Source organism: Cobetia sp. 3AK (genome assembly GCF_029846335.1).
Taxonomy (GTDB): Bacteria; Pseudomonadota; Gammaproteobacteria; order Pseudomonadales; family Halomonadaceae; genus Cobetia; species Cobetia marina.
On sequence record NZ_JARWKR010000008.1, the window covers coordinates 1 to 17,562 of the forward strand.

The following is a 17,562-nucleotide window of genomic DNA, read 5'->3' on the forward strand; positions in this document are numbered from 1 at the left end:
TGTCGCCGCTACCCGCGTTCAGCACGCCCTGAGCGACAGCAACGTCTGATTGACCGTCATCCCTGACCTGCATTTCCAGGTCTGATCATCACTTCATCTTCATCGAGGAAATCATCATGAACACTCTCAAGACCCTGATCGCCGCCGCCGCTCTCGCCACCGTGAGCACCGCCACCTTCGCGGCTGATGACAGCCCGGCTGCCCAGCGTGTCCAGCACAACGTCAGTGAAAGTGTCATCCATGGTGCCGCTCAGCAGGCACCGACAGGCCAGGCGACCTTCGCGGAAACCGGCATGAGCACTTCGGCAGGCCGTTTCCAGATTGCCTCCGGTGACGACGAGATCCGTGGCCATGACCGCTCCATCCACCTGCAGGAATTCGATGTCGCCAATGATTCAGGCGATAGCGTTGCCGGCACCCGTGTTCGTCACGCCGTGAGCGACGTCAACGTCTGAGACGCCCGATGTCTGCGTCAGGCGCTTGCAGGCCAGGTGTCTGCACTGACATGACCTTTTTCAATAGGAGAACCCCCATGCAATCTCTCAAGTCTCTATTCGCCATTGCCGCATTGTCCGTTGCCGCCACTGGCGTGGTCTCTGCCAATGACAGCGAAGCCGATGCCCGCGTACGTGCCACCCTCAGTGATCGCGTGATCATGGGTCAGGCACAGCCGGTCACTCAGCAAGCCACACTGCACCATGATGATGTCGTGAAAACCGGCATGAGTGTCGCTGCCAGCCGCGTCCAGACATCCATCAGCAACGCCGGCATCCAGGGCACCACCCGTGCACTGGCAAGCGATTCGGCGGATTACGTCAACGATGCCGGCAAGAGTGTCTCTGCCACACGCGTCGAACATGCCTTGAACGAGAGCGCGTAACCGCTCGCGGCAACGCAATAGTCCCCGACTCTGCAAGACAGCCAAGGACGCCGATATGCCATCGACCTACCTCTGTCAGTTGCTGAATGGACCCACTGACCATCACGTTGTCTCCTGATGGTCAGTGCTCCAGAGAACAACTCGTGAGAGAGAAGAACGCTTGAGCAAGTGTTTTGACCCGAACGCAAGACCGCACTCGTCGTCAATGGCAGAACCCTTGCTCAAACGCTTTCCTGTCCTGAATGTCCTGTCCCGACATTCCCTGCCCGCCATTGGCGGGCTTTTTTTTGGCTTTTCGACGCTTCATGTGGATGTGACTTCATCCAGCACACGAACCACGGGGCTGTTGATCAGCGAGATCATCGCAATGAGGTCCCGTGAGAGAAAGGGTGCCGTGTGGTCGTGGTGACTCGCCTTGCATGAGAAACGCCCGCCATTCGGCGGGCGTTTCTCATGCAAGGATTTTCTCTTGCGTGGCGCTCGGATCAGTGAGCGCGAGTCAGGCGCGTGGCCAGCCACCAGCCCAGTAGCATCGTCAGTAGAAAACCCGCCAAAGGCAGACTCATGGCGCTGCTGGAGACGATCGCAGGCCCGGGGCAGTATCCGCTCAGGCCCCAGCCGGTACCGAACAGGGCCGCGCCGAGCAGCAGGCGACCATCGATATCGCGGCGTGTAGGCAGTTGGAATCGCTCACCCAACAGGGGAGTGCTGCGTCGCCAGGCGAGGCGATAACCGATGAAGGTGGTGATGACCGCCCCGCCAAGCACGAAGATCAGCGTGGGGTCCCAGTCTCCGGCCACGTCGAGAAATCCGACGACACGCGCGGGGTCGGTCATGCCGCTGAGTGTCAGGCCGAGGCTGAAGACCAGCCCGGTAATGAAGCCGGTGACAGCTTTCATGGTGACTCTCCCAGCAGATGTCGGGTCACGAAGACCGTCAGCATGGCGATGGCCACGAACACCCCCGTGGCCACCAGCGAGCGCGGGGAGAGACGCGCGATGCCGCAGACGCCGTGGCCACTGGTGCAGCCGCCGCCGATGCCTGTTCCCAGGCCCACCAGCAGGCCGGCGAACATCATGCTCAGCACCCCGCTGGCGGGATCGCCGATCAGCGCATCCGTGCCCTCGGCCACATTGCCCCAGTCAAGATTGAACAGCACAAGGAGCAGCGGGCCGCTGATCAACCCGAGCACGAAGGCGATACGCCAGCGGCGGTCCGGGCCTGATTCCAGCAGCGCGCCCCGCGTGATGCCACTGATACCGGCGATACGTCCCAGAAAGGCCATCAGCATCACTGCCGAAAGACCGATCAGAACGCCGCCGGCGAGTCCTTTCATGCTGCTCATCATGTCCATGTGGTTCGTCCTCGTGTCGCGGTCATCCTGCGTTGCGACGATGATATGCTCGTCCCTGGCGAGCGCCAACCGTCATCGCCCACCGACTGCTGAGTCTGCTGGTCATGACATCTGCCCATCGGGTGGCCTGAGCGGATCCGGTTGACCCGACAGCCACGGAAAGGCCCACCCCGAGAGTCTCGAGGCGGGCGTTTCGGCTTCTGCGCGCGGACCGATCAGACCAGCTCGCGGTGCTCCTTGCGAGCGCGACGGCTGTCACGTACCACGGCGCCGCAGATCACGGCGAGTACGCCAAGAGCCGCCGGGGCGCTTGTGGCAAGCATCCCGATCAGGTCAGGGACTCGTCGTAATGGCCGACCTTGTCGGTGATGGTGGTGAAGTCAAAGCGCGGCTGGCGGCTGGCGAGACTCTAGGCCGATGCTCAAGCGCTGGAAGATCGCCTGAGTCGCGCCGCTCATCTTCTATGACGTGCGGGCCCGTCTTCAGCGAAATCGTCGCGCCTTCGGCTCAGGACTGGGGGAGGTCCCAGTAAGGCGGGCTACCGAAGTACTCGGAGAAGTAGTCCAGAAACGCCCGGATCTTGGGGGCCAGTTGTCGGGAGCTTGAATAGATCGCCCAGATACCGGTCTCGTTGACCAGCGGTGTCTCGGGCAGCACTTCCACCAGCTCGCCCCTCGCCAGATGACGATAGAGACTCCAGGTCGAGGAGAGGGTGATGCCCAGGCCCGCGGCGCAGGCATCGCGCACCGCTTCGCCATTGTCGGTCCGTATGCGGCCCTTGATGCGTATCACCTCGACGCGATTCTCGTGCTGGAAACTCCATTGATCCATCCCGATCAGCGTCAGGCATTCATGGTGTTTTAGTTCCGCAGGGCGGGTTGGAGTGCCATGGCGCTGCAGGTATTGCGGAGAAGCACACAGGATACGCTTGTCCGGGGCCAGGCGCCGCGCGATCAGACTCGAATCCTTGAGAGCGGAGTTGCGGATGGCGATGTCGAAGCCGCCTTCCACCAGATCGACGATGGTATCCGTCAGGCGCAGATCCAGCTCGAGGTCCGGGTAGCGTGCCAGAAAGCCGGCCAGCCCGGGGATCAGATGCATGCGTCCGAAGGAGGCCGATGCCGTGATGCGCAAGGTGCCGGTGGGGGTGGTGGTGCCGGCACCGACGGCAGCCCGCGCCGCCTCGGCACTGGCCAGCACCTCTTCTGCGTGGGGGAGAAAGGCGCGACCTTCTTCGCTCAGTGCCACATGACGCGTGGTGCGATGCAACAGGCGTACCCCCAGACTGTCCTCGAGCTTGCGCAGGTGAGAGCTGGCGACGGCGGGCGACAGTCCCAGGTCCTCGCCGGCCTGACTGATGCTGTTCACGGCGGCGAGACGGACGAACAGCTTCAGGTGCTCAAGATTCATGTCATCTCCCCCCGAGGCGATGGTGTTGTGGACTGATATTCAACAAAATATAGAAACTGATTGTATCAACTCGCCATTTATTGTTCATGCCGAAGATAATTACCATGGCATGAACATTCACGCAGGAGTCAGACTCATGAAAGCGATGCTGGTGACGTCATTCGGTGGTCCCGAAGTGTTCGAAGCGGCGGAAATCGCCAAGCCCCAAGCGGCGGCAGGTCAGGTACTGGTGCGTATCGCCGCCACCAGCATCAATACCGTCGACACCATGATTCGCGAGATGGGCGCAGAGCTTCCGCTGTCTCCGGCACTGCCGGCGCTGCTGGGCATGGACTTCGCCGGTACTGTCGAAGCCGTGGGCGAGGGCGTCGTAGGCTACGCCATCGGGGATGAAGTCTATGGCTGTGCTGGTGGCGTGGCCGACCTGCCCGGTACGCTGGCCGAGTACATCGCCGCCGATGTTCGCCTGATCGCCCACAAGCCGAAGTCCCTGAGCATGGTGGAAGCCGCGGCGCTGCCGCTGGTCGGCATCACGGCCTATGAAGGTCTCAAGCGCGCCAACATCCAGGCCGGTCAGAAGGTGCTGGTTCACGGTGGTGCGGGGGGTGTGGGTCACATCGCCATCCAGCTGGCCCGTCACTTCGGTGCCGATGTCGCCTCTACCGTCGGTCGTGATGAGCACGAGACGCTGGTCGAAGGCCTGGGGGCCAGTGCCATCAATTACCGTAATGAGCAGGTCGCCGACTATGTGGCCAGGCTCACCGACGGCAAGGGCTTCGACATCGTGTTCGACTCTGTCGGCGGCGCCAACCTGCCGACCTCCTTCGAGGCTGCCGCGCTCAATGGCCATGTCTCGACGACCGTGTCCTTCATGGACATCGATCTGACCACCGCGCACTTCAAGGGCCTGTCACTGCATGTCGTCTTCATGCTGATCCCGATGCTGCATGACTTCCGTCGTGAGGAGCACCACGAGATTCTGGCCGACATGGCGCGTATCGCCGATGCCGGCGCGCTCAAGCCGATCATCGATGATCAGGTCTTCCCGCTCGCGGAAGTGGGCCAGGCCCATGCGCGTCTGGGCAGCGGTCAGGCAACCGGTAAGGTCATCGTCGAGGTCTGATTCCGTGACCGAAAGCCACATGGCAGGATCATCCTGACACTGCGCTGGCACAGACAAACGACAGGGTGTGTCCATACGGCACACCCTGTCGTTCGCGTCTCAAGCGTCGTGGGACATATCAAGGAGAGAGCACATGAAAACCATTCTTATCACCGGTTCCACCGATGGCATCGGCCTGGTCACGGCCAAGGCCCTGCTGGAGCGCGGCCATCGCGTGCTGATCCACGGGCGTAGCGAGCAGAAGGTCAATGGTGTCGTCGCCGAACTTGCGGCGCTGGCAGGGGCTGAGCGTGTCGCCGGTTTCGTGGCCGACCTGTCCGACCTGGTCGCCATCGACTCACTGGCAAGCGACGTGCTGGCGGCCAATGCCAGTCTGGATGTCCTGATCAACAATGCCGGTGTCTTCCAGGCCCCCAGCGTCGTGACGGCGGACGGTCTCGACCTGCGCTTCGTGGTCAATACCCTTGCCCCCTATCTGCTCACCCAGAAACTGGCGCCGGCACTGCGTCCGGCCGGGCGGGTCGTCAATCTGTCCTCGGCGGCTCAATCCCCCGTGGACGTGAAGGCCCTGACCGGCGAGGTCGCGTTCAACGACCACTACGCGGCCTATGCCCAGAGCAAGCTCGCGATCACCATGTGGACCCGCATGCTTGCCCAGGACTGGGAAGGTCAGGGGCCTATCCTGATCGCGGTCAACCCGGGCTCTCTGCTGGCCAGCAAGATGGTCAAGGAAGGCTTCGGCGTACCGGGCAAGGATCTTGGCATCGGTGCCGATATCCTGGTACGTGCGGCACTGGATGAGGAATTCGCCGGCGCCAATGGTCAGTACTTCGACAACGACGCCCAGCGTTTCGCACCGCCGCACGCCGACGCACTCGATGATGCGCTGTGCCGTCAAGTGGTCGCGACGATGGAGAGAATGCTTGACCGGATTGGCCGCTGAGTGACTCCGACCAGAGGGCAGCGAACTGGAGTGCCCTGCCTGAAGACGAAACGCCCACCCCGAGAGTCTCGAGGCGGGCGTTTCGTCTTCTGCGCGCGGACCGATCAGACCAGCTCGCGGTGCTCCTTGCGAGCGCGACGGCTGTCACGTACCACGGCGCCGCAGATCACGGCGAGTACGCCAAGGGTCAGCAATGGCCAGATGAGGACATAGGTGGCAAACAGGAATGTCATGGGCGTGTGTCTCCTGAAATGTGCAGTAGGAAAGTCCCCGGCGACGCCAAGGGCCGCCGGGGCGCTTGTGGCAAGCATCCCGATCAGGTCAGGGACTCGTCGTAATGGCCGACCTTGTCGGTGATGGTGGTGAAGTCAAAGCGCGGCTGGCGGCTGGCGAGACTCATGATCACACAGACCAGGGTGCTGGTGCCGTAGGCCGTGAGCGAGGCCAGCAGCACGGTGTAGTCACGCAGTTCGCCGGTCGCGAAGATGACCATGGCCAGCATGGCCAGCACGCCGGCGACCAGTCCGGCGATGCGACCGAGGAAGCCGAAGACCATCAGGCCGATGATGACGCCGCCGCCGATGCTGGCGAGCAGCTCGAAGATCAGCCCACTGATACCCTCCAGCGGCACCCACTCGAAGCGTGCCATGCAGAACACCACCATGGCGACCAGGACGGAACTGGTGAAGGCCAGGTTGGTGATGCGATCCCAGAAGCAGCTGGCGATCACCGGGAAGACGATGGCGCCCCAGAGTGCGCCGACGAAGACCAGCATCACCAGAATATCCAAAGAGAAGCTGGCGAAGACGATCCCCAGCACGGTGGCGATGATCATCGTCAGACGCCCGACCAGCAACATGCGGCGAGGGTCGGCCTTGCCGCGGGCGATGTTCTTGCCGTAGACGTCTGCCATCATGATCGCCGAGAGTGCCGAGAGATCGGAGTCAGCGGTGGAGGACAGCGAGCCGATCACCAGGATGAAGAACAGAGCGATGAAGAAGGGCGGCAGGTACTCCGACACCATCTGCGGAATCAGGTTGTTCATGTCGCCATTGAGCGGCTCGACCCCGAGGGTCAGCGCCATCAGACCGATCATCCCCAGACCGATCACGATGGCACCGTAGCCGACGGTAGCCGTGATGAAGGTCGGCTTGATGTGATCTTCATTGACCGCGAACAGGCGCTGGGAAATCGTCTGATTGCCGATGGCATACGCCAGCACGGCCACGAAGAAGGGCGCCCCCTGATTGAGGATGGCATCAGTCGAGAAGAAGTCGGCTTGTTGCGGCGTGACATGCTTGAGCCCTTCCACCAGCTCCGAAGGGCCACCCATGGCAAAGAACACGGCCGGAATGATGACGATGGCGATGGCCATCAGTGCCACCAGCTGGGCGAAATCCGTCAATACCGAGGCGCGGAAGCCCGACCAGAGCGTATAGCAGAGCACCCCGACCCCCGCCAGGATGACGCCTGTCTGGAAGGACAGCGGCGACAGCACCGAGACAAGCGCACCGGCGGCCGTGAAGTTGACCATCAGGCTGATGATGCTGCCCAGCACGTTGGAGAAGGCCAGAATCAGCTGGCTGCTCGAACCGTGGCGTGCATGGATCAGCTCGCCCAGCGTATGGGCGTTGGGGGCCAGCTTGCGGAAGCGGCGGCCGAAGGGATAGATGAACAGGATCATCAGCGCGCCCCAGAATCCATAGTGGATCGGGCCTGACACGCCATAGGTATAGCCGGAGGTGGCAGCGGCATAGAAGGAGGCGGCCCAGATCCAGGTGGCGGTCATGCTGGCGGCGCCCATGCCGAAGCCGACACGGTGGTTGGACACCATGAACTCGTCAGCATCTTCCTTTTTCTTGCGAATGGTGAGAGTGATCAGGTAGGTACCGCCATAGAAGGCGATCAGCAGGAGAAGAACGGTAATGGTCGAGAATTGATAGAGAGAGTCGTTGTTCAAGTACGGAGCCTCCAATGGATGACAGAACACCTGTTGACCTGAGCAGCGAGCTGTTCAGGAGTGCGGTGATGAGAGTCATGAAAGGAAGGTTCTGAGCCGTCTTGCCTTGAGATGGTTGTCGTGTCCAAGGCGTCTTCGTCTGGTGAACAGGCAGACCCTGTCACACTTGCGAGCTACGAGGTGTCAGCACTTTCCAGGGAAGAAAGTGCGGGGTGGCGGGCGTCGTGGCATGCACTTGCCCTCATCAGCGTAATGCTGCGTCATGGATTCCCTCTCTTATCGATAATGTCGAGGTTTCGACAGTCTTTCGAAAATACTGGTGATCCAGTGGGTCGCGAGTCCTGGTGCTTTCGGTGAGCGTTAAGATTGAGTTAATGAAGGCTGCATACCTTAGTGTCTGGTTTGCGACATGTCCACCCTTGACAGATTCCAGCAGATCGCTCTCAGGTATTGCCTGAACTCCAGGTCCATAAAGATGGCGTCATGCCCAGAGGTATCTGGCGTTTTATTGAATCTTCATTCAATATAAATTAAGTGTAATTCTTGGTGTTTCAGGGCGTCAAAGTCTGTCATTTAATGTCATTGAACTGTGTGAATTCCCCTTCTTTTTCTCGTGATGCCTCTCGGATCATTGAGGGATTTTCTCTGCCTCATCGTGGGGTTTCATGTTGATGGATATTCAATGATTTCACGCAAGTGATTGTTTTAAAAGTTGTTTGTCTATTATTGCTCAGCGTTCGGCCAGTTCTCATGAATACCGTGGTGACGAGGAGGGCGCGAGAGGAGTACGAAGAGAGGGCGAGAAGAGTGCAAGGAGAGGGCGAGAGGAAAACAAGGAAAAAAGGGAAGGCTGTCTCGACGGTTGTACGCCACCTTGCTGGCCGATGAGTCAAAAAAACCGCCCCCTGAACGGGAGCGGCAAGATGATGTTCTCAGTGCAGAGCACGTCACTGAGGGGCGTCTTCAGCCCGCCGGGCTCAGGATGCGGATATCGCCATCGGCAATCCAGTCTCCGGCATTGTCGCGGAAGCGCTGCATATGTTCCGTCTCACGGTGGGCCTGCAGGGCATCATGGGATTCCCAGGCTTCTACCACGGTGATGGTGTCGGGGCGTGGGTCGTTGTCCTTGTCGGCGGCGCGCTCGGAGTCCAGGCACGGGTGGTAGGCGTGGCAGCCATCTTCTTCTCGCACGGTGGGCGCGACGGCGCAGAGTTCATTGAAGACATCCTGAACGTGACCTTCCTTGGCGGTAACGGTGGCGATTACCCAGATCATCCTGGCTCCTTGTGACGGTGTTGACCGCAGTTGTGGCAGGGATTCTCGTGATGAGATCTCCTGACTATGTGGAGTCGTTTCTGGCCACTGCAAGGGGCGGCGGCTGACTGCCGGCATGATCTCGCGTGATGCGCACACCAAAGCGCCGGACAGCAGGGCTGTCCGGCGCAGTTGTCACCAGGCAATGATCCGTGATCGTGAGGGATCAGGCCGGGAAGGCGATCGATCAGGACGGGAAGGCGAACTGGGCGCCTTCACGCAGACCGGCGGAAGGCCAGCGCTGGGTGATGGTCTTGCGGCGAGTATAGAAGCGCACCGCGTCCGGGCCGTAGGCGGATAGATCGCCGAACAGCGAGCGCTTCCAGCCACCGAAGCTGTGATAGGCGACCGGCACCGGCAGCGGCACGTTGATGCCGACCATGCCGACCTGGATGTGATCACTGAAGTAGCGGGCGGCTTCGCCATCTCGGGTATAGATGCAGGTGCCGTTGCCGTATTCGTGATCATTGATCAGCTGCATGGCGGCTTCCATCGAATCGGCGCGCACGACCAGCAGCACCGGGCCGAAGATCTCTTCCTGATAGCAGGTCATCTCCGGGGTGACGCCATCGATCAGAGTGCCGCCGACGAAGAAGCCGTTCTCGCCGCCTTCGACCTGCGGATTGCGGCCATCGACCACCACCGTCGCGCCTTGCTGCTCGGCGCTGTCGATGTAGCCCACCACCTTGTCGCGATGCGCCGCGGTGATCAGCGGGCCGAAATCATTGCCCTTGTCGCTGTAGATACCGACCTTGAGGCCTTCCATCTGCTGCTTCATCTGCGCGATCAGCTTGTCGGCGGCGTCATCGCCCACGGCCACCGCGACGGACAGCGCCATGCAGCGCTCACCCGAGGAGCCGAAGGCGGCGCCATTCAGTGAGTTGGCCACGTATTCCATGTCGGCGTCCGGCATCACGATGGCGTGGTTCTTGGCGCCACCGAGGGCCTGACAGCGCTTGCCGTTGGCGGCGGCGCGGCTGTAGATGTACTCGGCGATCGGCGTGGAGCCCACGAAGCTGACCGCCTGGATGCGCGGGTCATCCAGCAGCGTATCGACGGCTTCCTTGTCGCCATTGACGACATTCATGACGCCGGCCGGCAGGCCAGCCTCCATCAGCAGCTCGGCGATGAACAGCGTGGAGGTCGGGTCGCGCTCGGAGGGCTTGAGAACGAAGGTGTTGCCGCAGGCGATCGCCATCGGGTACATCCACAGCGGCACCATGGCCGGGAAGTTGAACGGCGTGATGCCGGCAACGACGCCCAGTGGCTGGAATTCGCTCCAGGAGTCGATCCCCGGACCGGTATTGCGGCTGTGCTCACCCTTGAGCAATTCCGGAGCGCTGCAGGCATATTCGACATTCTCGATGCCGCGCTGGAGTTCCCCCAGCGCATCGTGACAGATCTTGCCGTGTTCCTGGCCGATCAGGCGGGCGATCTCGTCGGCGTGCTCTTCCAGCAGCTGCTTGAAGCGGAACATCACTCGGGCGCGCTTGATCGGCGGCGTGTTGCGCCATTCCGGGAAGGCGGCGGCGGCGGCCGCGATGGCTTCCTCGACGGTCGCCTTGCTGGCCAGGCGCACCTGACCGCCGACCTCACCGGTGGAGGGATTGAAGATGTCCTGGGTACGGCCTTCGCTGTGATCGAGGTTGCCGTTGATGAGGTGACCGAGCGTTTTCATTGTTGTGGGCTCCATGAAATGACTTGCAAGAAAAAGGGCAGTGATGGGGCTGGCGTCGATCGCCAGTCCGAACGTGATTGTCAGTCTTGAACGTGATTGTCAGTCCTGTGCGGCGAAGGCATCGCCCAGGGCATTGATCAGACGATCCAGTTCATCGTGCTCGGTGATGAACGGCAGGCCCAGCTGGATGGTGTCGCCGCCGTAACGCACATAGAAGCCGGCCTTCCAGCAATGCATGGCGATCTCGTAGGGACGCCGCGCCGGCTCGCCGGGATAGGCCTCGACCTGCAGAGCACCGGCCAGGCCGTAGTTGCGGATGTCACTGATATAGCGAGTGCCCTTGAGCTCGTGCAGCTTCTTCTCGAACACCGGGCTCAGTTCACGGACACGGGGGATGAGCTGGTCATTCTCGAGCACGTCGAGGGCCGCCAGCGCCGCGGCACACGCCACCGGGTGACCGGAGTAGGTGTAGCCGTGGGGAATCTCCATCATGTAATCGGCGCCGCCGTTGTCCATGAAGGTCTGGTAGATATCGCCCTTGACGACCACGGCACCCATCGGCACCGCGCCATTGGTAAGCTGCTTGGCGACATTGAGGATGTCCGGTGTGACACCGAATTCCTCGGCGCCGCTCATGGCGCCCATGCGCCCGAAGCCGGTGATGACCTCATCGAAGATCAACAGGATATCGTGCTGGTCACACAGCTCGCGCAGTCGCTTGAGATAGCCCACAGGTGGCGGCAGCACGCCGGCGGAGCCTGCCATCGGCTCGACGATGACGGCCGCGATGTTGGAGGCATCATGCAGCGCGATCAGCTCCAGCAGCTCATCGGCGCGCTCGGCACCGGTCTGGGGCATGCCGGGGGTGAAGACATTTTCCTTGAGCAGGGTATGCGGTAGATGGTCGGCATCGACCCCCTGGCCATAGAGCGTGCGGTTGGCGCCGATGCCGCCGACGCTGAAGCCCCCGAAGTTGACGCCGTGATAACCCTTGCTGCGACCGATCAGCTTGGTCTTGGTCGGCTTGCCTTTCTTGCGCCAGTAGGCGCGAGCGATCTTCAGTGAGGTATCGGCGCTTTCGGAACCCGATCCGGTGAAGAAGACGTGATCCAGCCCCTCGGGCATCAGTCCCGTGATGCGATGTGCCAGCTCGAAGGCCTTGGGGTGGCCGTACTGGAAGGATGGCGCGTAATCCAGCTCGCGCAGCTGTGCGCTGACCGCTTCGGCGATCTCCGGGCGGCAATGGCCGGCACCGCAGGTCCAGAGACCCGACAGGCCATCGAAGATCTGGCGTCCCCGAGAATCCGTGAAGTAGGCACCCTGCGCCTTGGTGATGATGCGTGGGTCCTGCTTGAACTGCCGATTGGCCGTGTAGGGCATCCAGTAGGCGTCAAGTTGTTCCTTGCTCAATCCTGCCTGGGCGGAAGGGGATGTGTCGAAGGCGGTCATGATGTCTCCCGAAGAGTGCTGTTGTTGTTGGATCTCGTCTCCTGTCTGGCTAGATTAGAAAGCCCTTTTGATAAGATAAATGCCGTTGTCTTTATCTTCAGGAAAGCATTTACTTAACTTTCCATGTCGTGGAACTCAGGAGGGCAGACCATGCGCAAGGACGGCATGAGAGGACAGCTTGGCGATGCCGATCTGCGCTTGCTGCGCATCTTTCGCAAGGTGGTGGAGTGCGGCGGCTTCTCGGCGGCCGAGATCGAGCTCAACATCAGTCGCTCCGCCATCAGCATGGCGATGAGTGACCTGGAGACGCGGCTGGGCCTCAAGCTCTGCCAGCGGGGTCGCAGTGGTTTCGCGCTCACCAATGAGGGAAGAGACGTCCATGAAGCCGCGATGCAGATGCTGGCAGCGGCGGAAGGCTTTCGCACGCGCATCAACGGACTGCACGCCTGGCTCAAGGGCGAGCTGAACATCGGCATCACCGACAACCTGGTCACCATGCCGGAGATGCACATCACTCACGCCCTGAGCGCGCTCAAGAAGCACGGCCCGGAAGTGAAGATCAACATCCGCATGATCCCGCCCAATGAGATCGAGCGCGCCGTACTGGATGGGCGATTGCATACCGGCGTGATCCCGACGCTCAAGACGCTGCCGGGACTCGAGTATCGCTCGCTCTACGAGGAAACCTCCTGCCTTTACTGCGCGCGGGGCCATGTGCTGTTTCGCGAGCCCCGGGAAGGCGACACTCGCGCGCGCGGACGCCCGGTGGGGCAGGAGGAAATACGCCAGCATGATGCCGTGCTGCCTGCCTACGCGCAGACGCCCACGATCAAGGCGCTGCATGAGCCACTCAGGGCATCCGCCTCGGCGACCGACCGCGAGGGCATCGCCTTTCTGGTGCTCTCCGGGCGTTATCTCGGCTATCTGCCCACCCACTATGCCGAGCGCTGGGTGCGCGATGGCCAGATGCAGGCGCTCAGCCCGGTGGCCAACTCCTATGTCACCTATTACAGCGCCATCACGCGCAAGAGCCGTGCGCCCAATCTGGTGCTGGAGCGTTATCTGACCGAGCTGGACGCCCTGCGCCAGGCGACACCGACACGGAAAGCGCCATCTACCCAGGAGGGCCGGTCATGAATCAGCACCAGGGGAAGTGGGCCATCCAGGGGCGGGGAGACTGTCGGGGTCATCAGGCGCGGTGAAGCGGATGACCTATTCGTTGTCGTCGTAGTGAATGATCGACAGCAGCTGAATCGGGACCTCGTTCAACTTCTCGGGGCCATGCGGAACGCCGGCATCGAAGGCCAGGCTGTCGCCGGGGCCCATCTCATAGAACTTGTCACCGTGGCGATAGGTGAGATGTCCTGACAGCAGGTAGATGAATTCATGTCCGGCATGGCAGAAGTTGGGGAAGACTTCGCTGGCATCATCCATGGTGATCAGGAAGGGTTCGTAGCGCTTCTTGGGGCCCTGCTTGTAGCTCAACAGTTGATAGGCATGGCCGACTTCCGTGCCGGTGCGTACCACCTGCATGCCTTGCCCGGCCTTGATGTGCTGGGCACCACGCCCATTGACATCGTAATCGCTGAACAGCTTCGAGATCGGCAGACTCAAGGCATTGCACAGCTTGTTGAGGGTATCGAGACTGGTGGACACCTGGGCGTTCTCCACCTTGCTGATCATGCCCTGGCTGACACCGGCGATACGCGAGACGTCGGAAATCTTGTAGCCCTGCGAGACACGCTGCTGCTTGAGCGCGCGCGCGATGTGCTGCTCAAGTCCGAGACGCGTCTCGTCAGCTGCCGCCGTGATGGTGTCTTTCCTCTCTGACTGCGCAGCGGGGTCGGTCGCTGGTTCACGGGGCAGAGTGTCGGAGCTGTCCTGTTCCGACTTCTCGGAGGGAGCGGGGGATTTTCGCGGCATGATGACTCCTGTAGCGGAGAGGGTGGCAATGGGAAGGGGATGGCCGGCGAGGACACTGCATGTCCTTGTGAGGCATGCGGCGCATCGGCTCGCGGGCGGGGTATGGCGTGACATTACCAACTTTGCCGTCAACCCTCATCCTTGATGTCTGCCAAGGGGGCGGGAGTACCTTTCGAGAGTCCTTTTCAATCACCTGGCCTGGGTGTGAGGCAAGAGGCCTCCTCGACGTCACGTCGAGGAGGCCTCTTGCGTCTTGCGTTCGCAATGCGTCCTGACACTTCACCCGGTTATCACTGCAGGTCTTGCAGTGTCCGACATGGTGCGTGTGCTCAGCCGCGAGCCAGTCGCTTGGCCTTTTCCGGGTCATCGAAGGGCAGGGAATGGCTGATGGCCGAGAGGCTGGTCTCTCCGTCAGTGCCGGTCTTGAGGGTCAGCGGGGTGCCATGCTCGGCATAGCCGGGTTCGAGACGCGCCAGTGCCATGGAGCGATCGCTCAGGCGCGAGTACATGCCTTGGGTGATGACACCGACACACTTGCCGTCGGCGTAGATCTTGTCACCGATCTGGGCGACGTCTTTCGAGTCCAACAGCACGCCATAGACCTTGACGCGCTCCTTGCCCTGCAGCGCGAAGTGTTCGCTGGCGCCACGGAATTCGGTCTTGCCCGGGGAGACGGTGAAGTCCAGGCCCAGCTCCCACAGGGTGTCGCCCACCGGCTGGTCGGGATACGGGTAGGTTTCGGAATTGTCCGCCGGGTAGAACAGCAGGTGGCTCTCGACCCGCAGCCAGTCAAGGGTGCCGAAGCTGCACGGCTTGATGCCCATGTCGGCGCCATCTTCGAGAATCTGTTCCCACAGAGAGGGAGCGTCCTTGGCCTTGCAGAAGATCTCGTAGCCACGCTCGCCGGTGTAGCCGGTGCGCGAGATCATCACGTGGTAGCCGAACAGCTGGGTCTGCAGATGGTGGAAGTAACGCAGCTCACGGATGCCCGGCACATGACGCTCCAGAAAATCCACCGCGACCGGCCCCTGCAGTGACATGTCATGCATGTCGTCATCGAAGGTCAGGCTGACGGCGCGCCCCAGGGCACTCTTGGCCAGCATTTCATTCGCGGTGCCCGTGCCGTGCACCACGAGGTAGGAGTTCGGCGCCAGACAATAGACGATGCAGTCGTCGACGAACTTGCCGGCCTCATTCAAGACGCTGGCGTACACCGATTTGCCTGGATACAGCTTGGACATGTCCCGCGTGGTGACGTAATCCAGCACGGCCTGGGCGTGCGGGCCATTGCAGTGGATCTTCTTGAGCCCCGAGACATCCATCAGACCGGCGCGGGTGCGGATGGTCTCGTGGTCATCGGCCGTGTCCGAGACGGCGTAATTCCAGGCAGTGCCCATGCCATTCCAGTCTTCCAGCTCCGCGCCCAGCTTGCGGTGTTGTTCGGCCAATGCCGAGATGCGCCATGAATTCGCCATGCGTCCCTTTCTCCTGTGAGTCGTGCTGCCTAGCGTAAGTGGGTGGTGCCGTAGTCCTGCTGGTGCCGGCGGAGATGGCGCGCAAGACGCGCATTCGCCGCAGGAGGTGTTGTTGTTCTGTTGCCTCTTCAGGCGCCTCTTCAGGCGCTTCACAAGGGCTTGTGCCTGCTGCTTGCCTTGCCTGATCGCATGAGTGTCGATTCTTGAAAGGAAAGAAACATTCCTCATGGTTAAGCAAGGGGCTTGCCAATTCCGTCAAAGGCCATGGCCACGGCAACCCTTGAGCGAGTCAGGCGGCGATTGGCAGCACGAATTCGGGCGTGAATATCAGCGCTTTGCGTCATGCTGGTGCGAAGAGGGAGTTCTGGGCACCGAAATGATGCCTATTTCGAGAAACGGGCAGGAATTTACTCAGGGTCACCTGGCGTTTTCTGTGGGGTAAAACGAGCTCGGAAAATAAATTCCCATGCAAAACAGGAGGTTGATGAAAAGTTCTGGGCGGCAGCTGGCGAAATGGCATGCTGCATGCTTTTCTTTGAGGGAAATAAAGTTGACCAGCAGGAATCACAAAAACTCGTTTCATCCGCTATCTTGGCGTGGCGTGTCACCACAAGGGGTCAGGTTTCCCGGGGTGGCAGACAGTGTCGAGGGAGATGGAACCCGGTCCGCTCTCAGAGGAAACCCAGATGTCACCCGAAAAGGCGCAACAGTTCATCAAGGATCACGATATTCGCTACTTGCTGGCGCAGTTCGTGGATATTCATGGCGCTGCCAAGACCAAGTCCGTGCCGGCCAATTGCCTGATGGATGTGGTCGAGAAGGGCGCCGGCTTTGCCGGCTTCGCCGTCAGTGGTCTCGGCATGTCGCCGGAGGGGCCGGACTTCATGGCGCGGGGGGATCTGGACTCGCTGTGCCTGGTGCCGTGGCAGCCGGGCTATGCGCGCATGGCCTGTGATGGCTACGTCAATGGGCAACCGTTCGCCAACGACAGCCGTGTGGTACTGCTCAAGCAGCTGGAGCGCCTGAAGGAGAAGGGCTGGACGCTCAATACTGGGCTGGAGCCGGAATTCTCGCTGTTCCGCCGGGGGGAAGCGGGTGAGCTGTTGCCGGTGGATGAGAGCGATACCCTCGCCAAGCCCTGCTACGACTACAAGGGCCTGTCACGTTCGCGTGAATTCCTCGAGCGTCTGGTCGAATCGCTGCAGGCGGTGGACTTCGACGTCTATCAGATCGATCACGAGGACGCCAATGGCCAGTTCGAGATCAACTACACCTACAGCGATGCGCTGACCTCGGCAGACCGCTTCACCTTCGTGCGCATGGCTGCCGGCGAGATCGCCAATGATCTGGGCATGGTGTGCTCCTTCATGCCCAAGCCCCTGGCGGACCGCCCGGGCAACGGCATGCACTTCCACCTGTCCGTGTGTGATGACACCGGCCGCAATCTGTTTGGCGATGACTCCGATTCCCAGGGCATGGGCCTGTCGCCGCTGGCGTATCACTTCCTCGGCGGTCTGCTGGCGCATGCCCCGGCGCTGTGTGCCTTTGCCGCGCCGACCGTCAATTCCTACAAGCGTCTAGTCGGCGGCGGCAGCACCAGCGGCGCGACCTGGGCGCCGGTCTTCATCGCCTACGGGGACAACAACCGCTCGGCCATGGTGCGTGTGCCCTACGGTCGCCTCGAGTTCCGCCTGCCGGACGCCGGCTGCAACCCCTATCTCGTGCACGCCGCCATCATCGCCGCGGGGCTGGATGGCGTGGCGCGCAAGCTGGATCCGGGCACGCCCCACAACATCAATCTCTACTCGCTGACCCCGAGCGAATGCGCCGAGAAGGGCATCGAGACGCTGCCGCAGAATCTCTCGCTGGCCATCGATGCGCTCGAGGCGGACAGCATTCTGCGCGAGAGCCTGGGCGAGGGGATCTGCGCCGAGTTCATGCGCCTCAAGCGCGAGGAATGGCGGGACTACAACGCCCAGGTCAGTGAGTGGGAAGTCAAACGCTACGCCGAATTCTTCTGATCTCATCCGGCGGCGCTCGCGGATCTCGCGGG

The 17,562-nt window shown here is 61.4% G+C and carries 16 protein-coding genes; 6 read left to right on the plus strand and 10 right to left on the minus strand.

Going from position 1 to position 17,562, the window contains the following annotated elements:
- Positions 1–116: 116 nt before the first annotated feature.
- Positions 117–455 (plus strand): hypothetical protein, encoded by a 339-nt coding sequence (locus QD228_RS12265; RefSeq protein WP_077377126.1) that lies wholly within the window; start codon positions 117–119, stop codon positions 453–455.
- Between the two features lie 77 nt (positions 456–532).
- Entirely contained in the window at positions 533–880 is a 348-nt protein-coding gene (locus QD228_RS12270) for a hypothetical protein (protein ID WP_136937981.1), read from the plus strand.
- 485 nt (positions 881–1,365) lie between these two features.
- Here the strand turns inward: QD228_RS12270 and QD228_RS12275 are convergent, their stop codons facing one another.
- From QD228_RS12275 to QD228_RS12285, 3 genes are all read right to left on the minus strand, one after another.
- A complete protein-coding gene (locus tag QD228_RS12275; protein WP_077377120.1) occupies positions 1,366–1,779 on the minus strand; it encodes a DUF6691 family protein in 414 nt (137 codons plus the stop codon).
- Positions 1,776–2,234 (minus strand): hypothetical protein, encoded by a 459-nt coding sequence (locus QD228_RS12280; RefSeq protein WP_077377117.1) that lies wholly within the window; start codon positions 2,232–2,234, stop codon positions 1,776–1,778. Before QD228_RS12280 ends, QD228_RS12275 begins: the two co-directional genes overlap by 4 nt.
- Before the next feature lie 507 nt (positions 2,235–2,741).
- A complete protein-coding gene (locus QD228_RS12285) occupies positions 2,742–3,644 on the minus strand; it encodes a LysR family transcriptional regulator (protein ID WP_176503749.1) in 903 nt (300 codons plus the stop codon).
- Between the two features lie 136 nt (positions 3,645–3,780).
- Here QD228_RS12285 and QD228_RS12290 point away from each other — a divergent pair, with 136 nt between their 5' ends.
- The gene (locus QD228_RS12290) at positions 3,781–4,767 is read left to right on the plus strand and encodes a zinc-dependent alcohol dehydrogenase family protein (RefSeq protein WP_279875707.1); all 987 of its coding nucleotides are present in this window, start codon (positions 3,781–3,783) and stop codon (positions 4,765–4,767) included.
- A 133-nt stretch (positions 4,768–4,900) separates the two neighbouring features.
- Positions 4,901–5,710 (plus strand): SDR family NAD(P)-dependent oxidoreductase, encoded by an 810-nt coding sequence (locus tag QD228_RS12295; RefSeq protein ID WP_279875708.1) that lies wholly within the window; start codon positions 4,901–4,903, stop codon positions 5,708–5,710.
- A gap of 104 nt (positions 5,711–5,814) precedes the next feature.
- Here the strand turns inward: QD228_RS12295 and QD228_RS12300 are convergent, their stop codons facing one another.
- The 5 genes from QD228_RS12300 to QD228_RS12320 all read right to left on the minus strand — a co-directional run bounded on the left by QD228_RS12300 (position 5,815) and on the right by QD228_RS12320 (position 12,111).
- The gene (locus QD228_RS12300) at positions 5,815–5,943 is read right to left on the minus strand and encodes a putative transporter small subunit (protein WP_218015038.1); all 129 of its coding nucleotides are present in this window, start codon (positions 5,941–5,943) and stop codon (positions 5,815–5,817) included.
- Between the two features lie 83 nt (positions 5,944–6,026).
- The gene (locus tag QD228_RS12305; RefSeq protein WP_084209745.1) at positions 6,027–7,670 is read right to left on the minus strand and encodes a sodium:solute symporter family protein; all 1,644 of its coding nucleotides are present in this window, start codon (positions 7,668–7,670) and stop codon (positions 6,027–6,029) included.
- Between the two features lie 963 nt (positions 7,671–8,633).
- Positions 8,634–8,945, minus strand: coding sequence for a putative quinol monooxygenase (locus QD228_RS12310; RefSeq protein ID WP_043332154.1), 312 nt, complete (start codon positions 8,943–8,945; stop codon positions 8,634–8,636).
- Positions 8,946–9,171: 226 nt separating this feature from the next.
- A complete protein-coding gene (locus QD228_RS12315; RefSeq protein WP_054555950.1) occupies positions 9,172–10,662 on the minus strand; it encodes a CoA-acylating methylmalonate-semialdehyde dehydrogenase in 1,491 nt (496 codons plus the stop codon).
- Positions 10,663–10,761: 99 nt separating this feature from the next.
- Positions 10,762–12,111 carry an aspartate aminotransferase family protein gene (locus QD228_RS12320; RefSeq protein WP_077377099.1) on the minus strand — a complete coding sequence of 450 codons (1,350 nt, stop codon included), beginning with the start codon at positions 12,109–12,111 and terminating at the stop codon, positions 10,762–10,764.
- A gap of 150 nt (positions 12,112–12,261) precedes the next feature.
- On the opposite strand from QD228_RS12320, the gene QD228_RS12325 reads away from it, so the two are divergent.
- The gene (locus QD228_RS12325; protein ID WP_077377096.1) at positions 12,262–13,248 is read left to right on the plus strand and encodes a LysR family transcriptional regulator; all 987 of its coding nucleotides are present in this window, start codon (positions 12,262–12,264) and stop codon (positions 13,246–13,248) included.
- A gap of 75 nt (positions 13,249–13,323) precedes the next feature.
- On the opposite strand, the gene QD228_RS12330 is transcribed toward QD228_RS12325, so the two are convergent.
- Both QD228_RS12330 and QD228_RS12335 read right to left on the minus strand, forming a co-directional pair.
- The gene (locus QD228_RS12330) at positions 13,324–14,034 is read right to left on the minus strand and encodes an XRE family transcriptional regulator (protein ID WP_279875709.1); all 711 of its coding nucleotides are present in this window, start codon (positions 14,032–14,034) and stop codon (positions 13,324–13,326) included.
- A 329-nt stretch (positions 14,035–14,363) separates the two neighbouring features.
- Positions 14,364–15,509 (minus strand): aminomethyltransferase family protein, encoded by a 1,146-nt coding sequence (locus QD228_RS12335; RefSeq protein ID WP_084208848.1) that lies wholly within the window; start codon positions 15,507–15,509, stop codon positions 14,364–14,366.
- A gap of 686 nt (positions 15,510–16,195) precedes the next feature.
- Here QD228_RS12335 and glnT point away from each other — a divergent pair.
- Positions 16,196–17,530: a type III glutamate--ammonia ligase gene (glnT, locus tag QD228_RS12340; protein WP_279875710.1), complete on the plus strand. Its 1,335-nt coding sequence runs from the start codon at positions 16,196–16,198 to the stop codon at positions 17,528–17,530.
- Positions 17,531–17,562 lie beyond the last annotated feature (32 nt).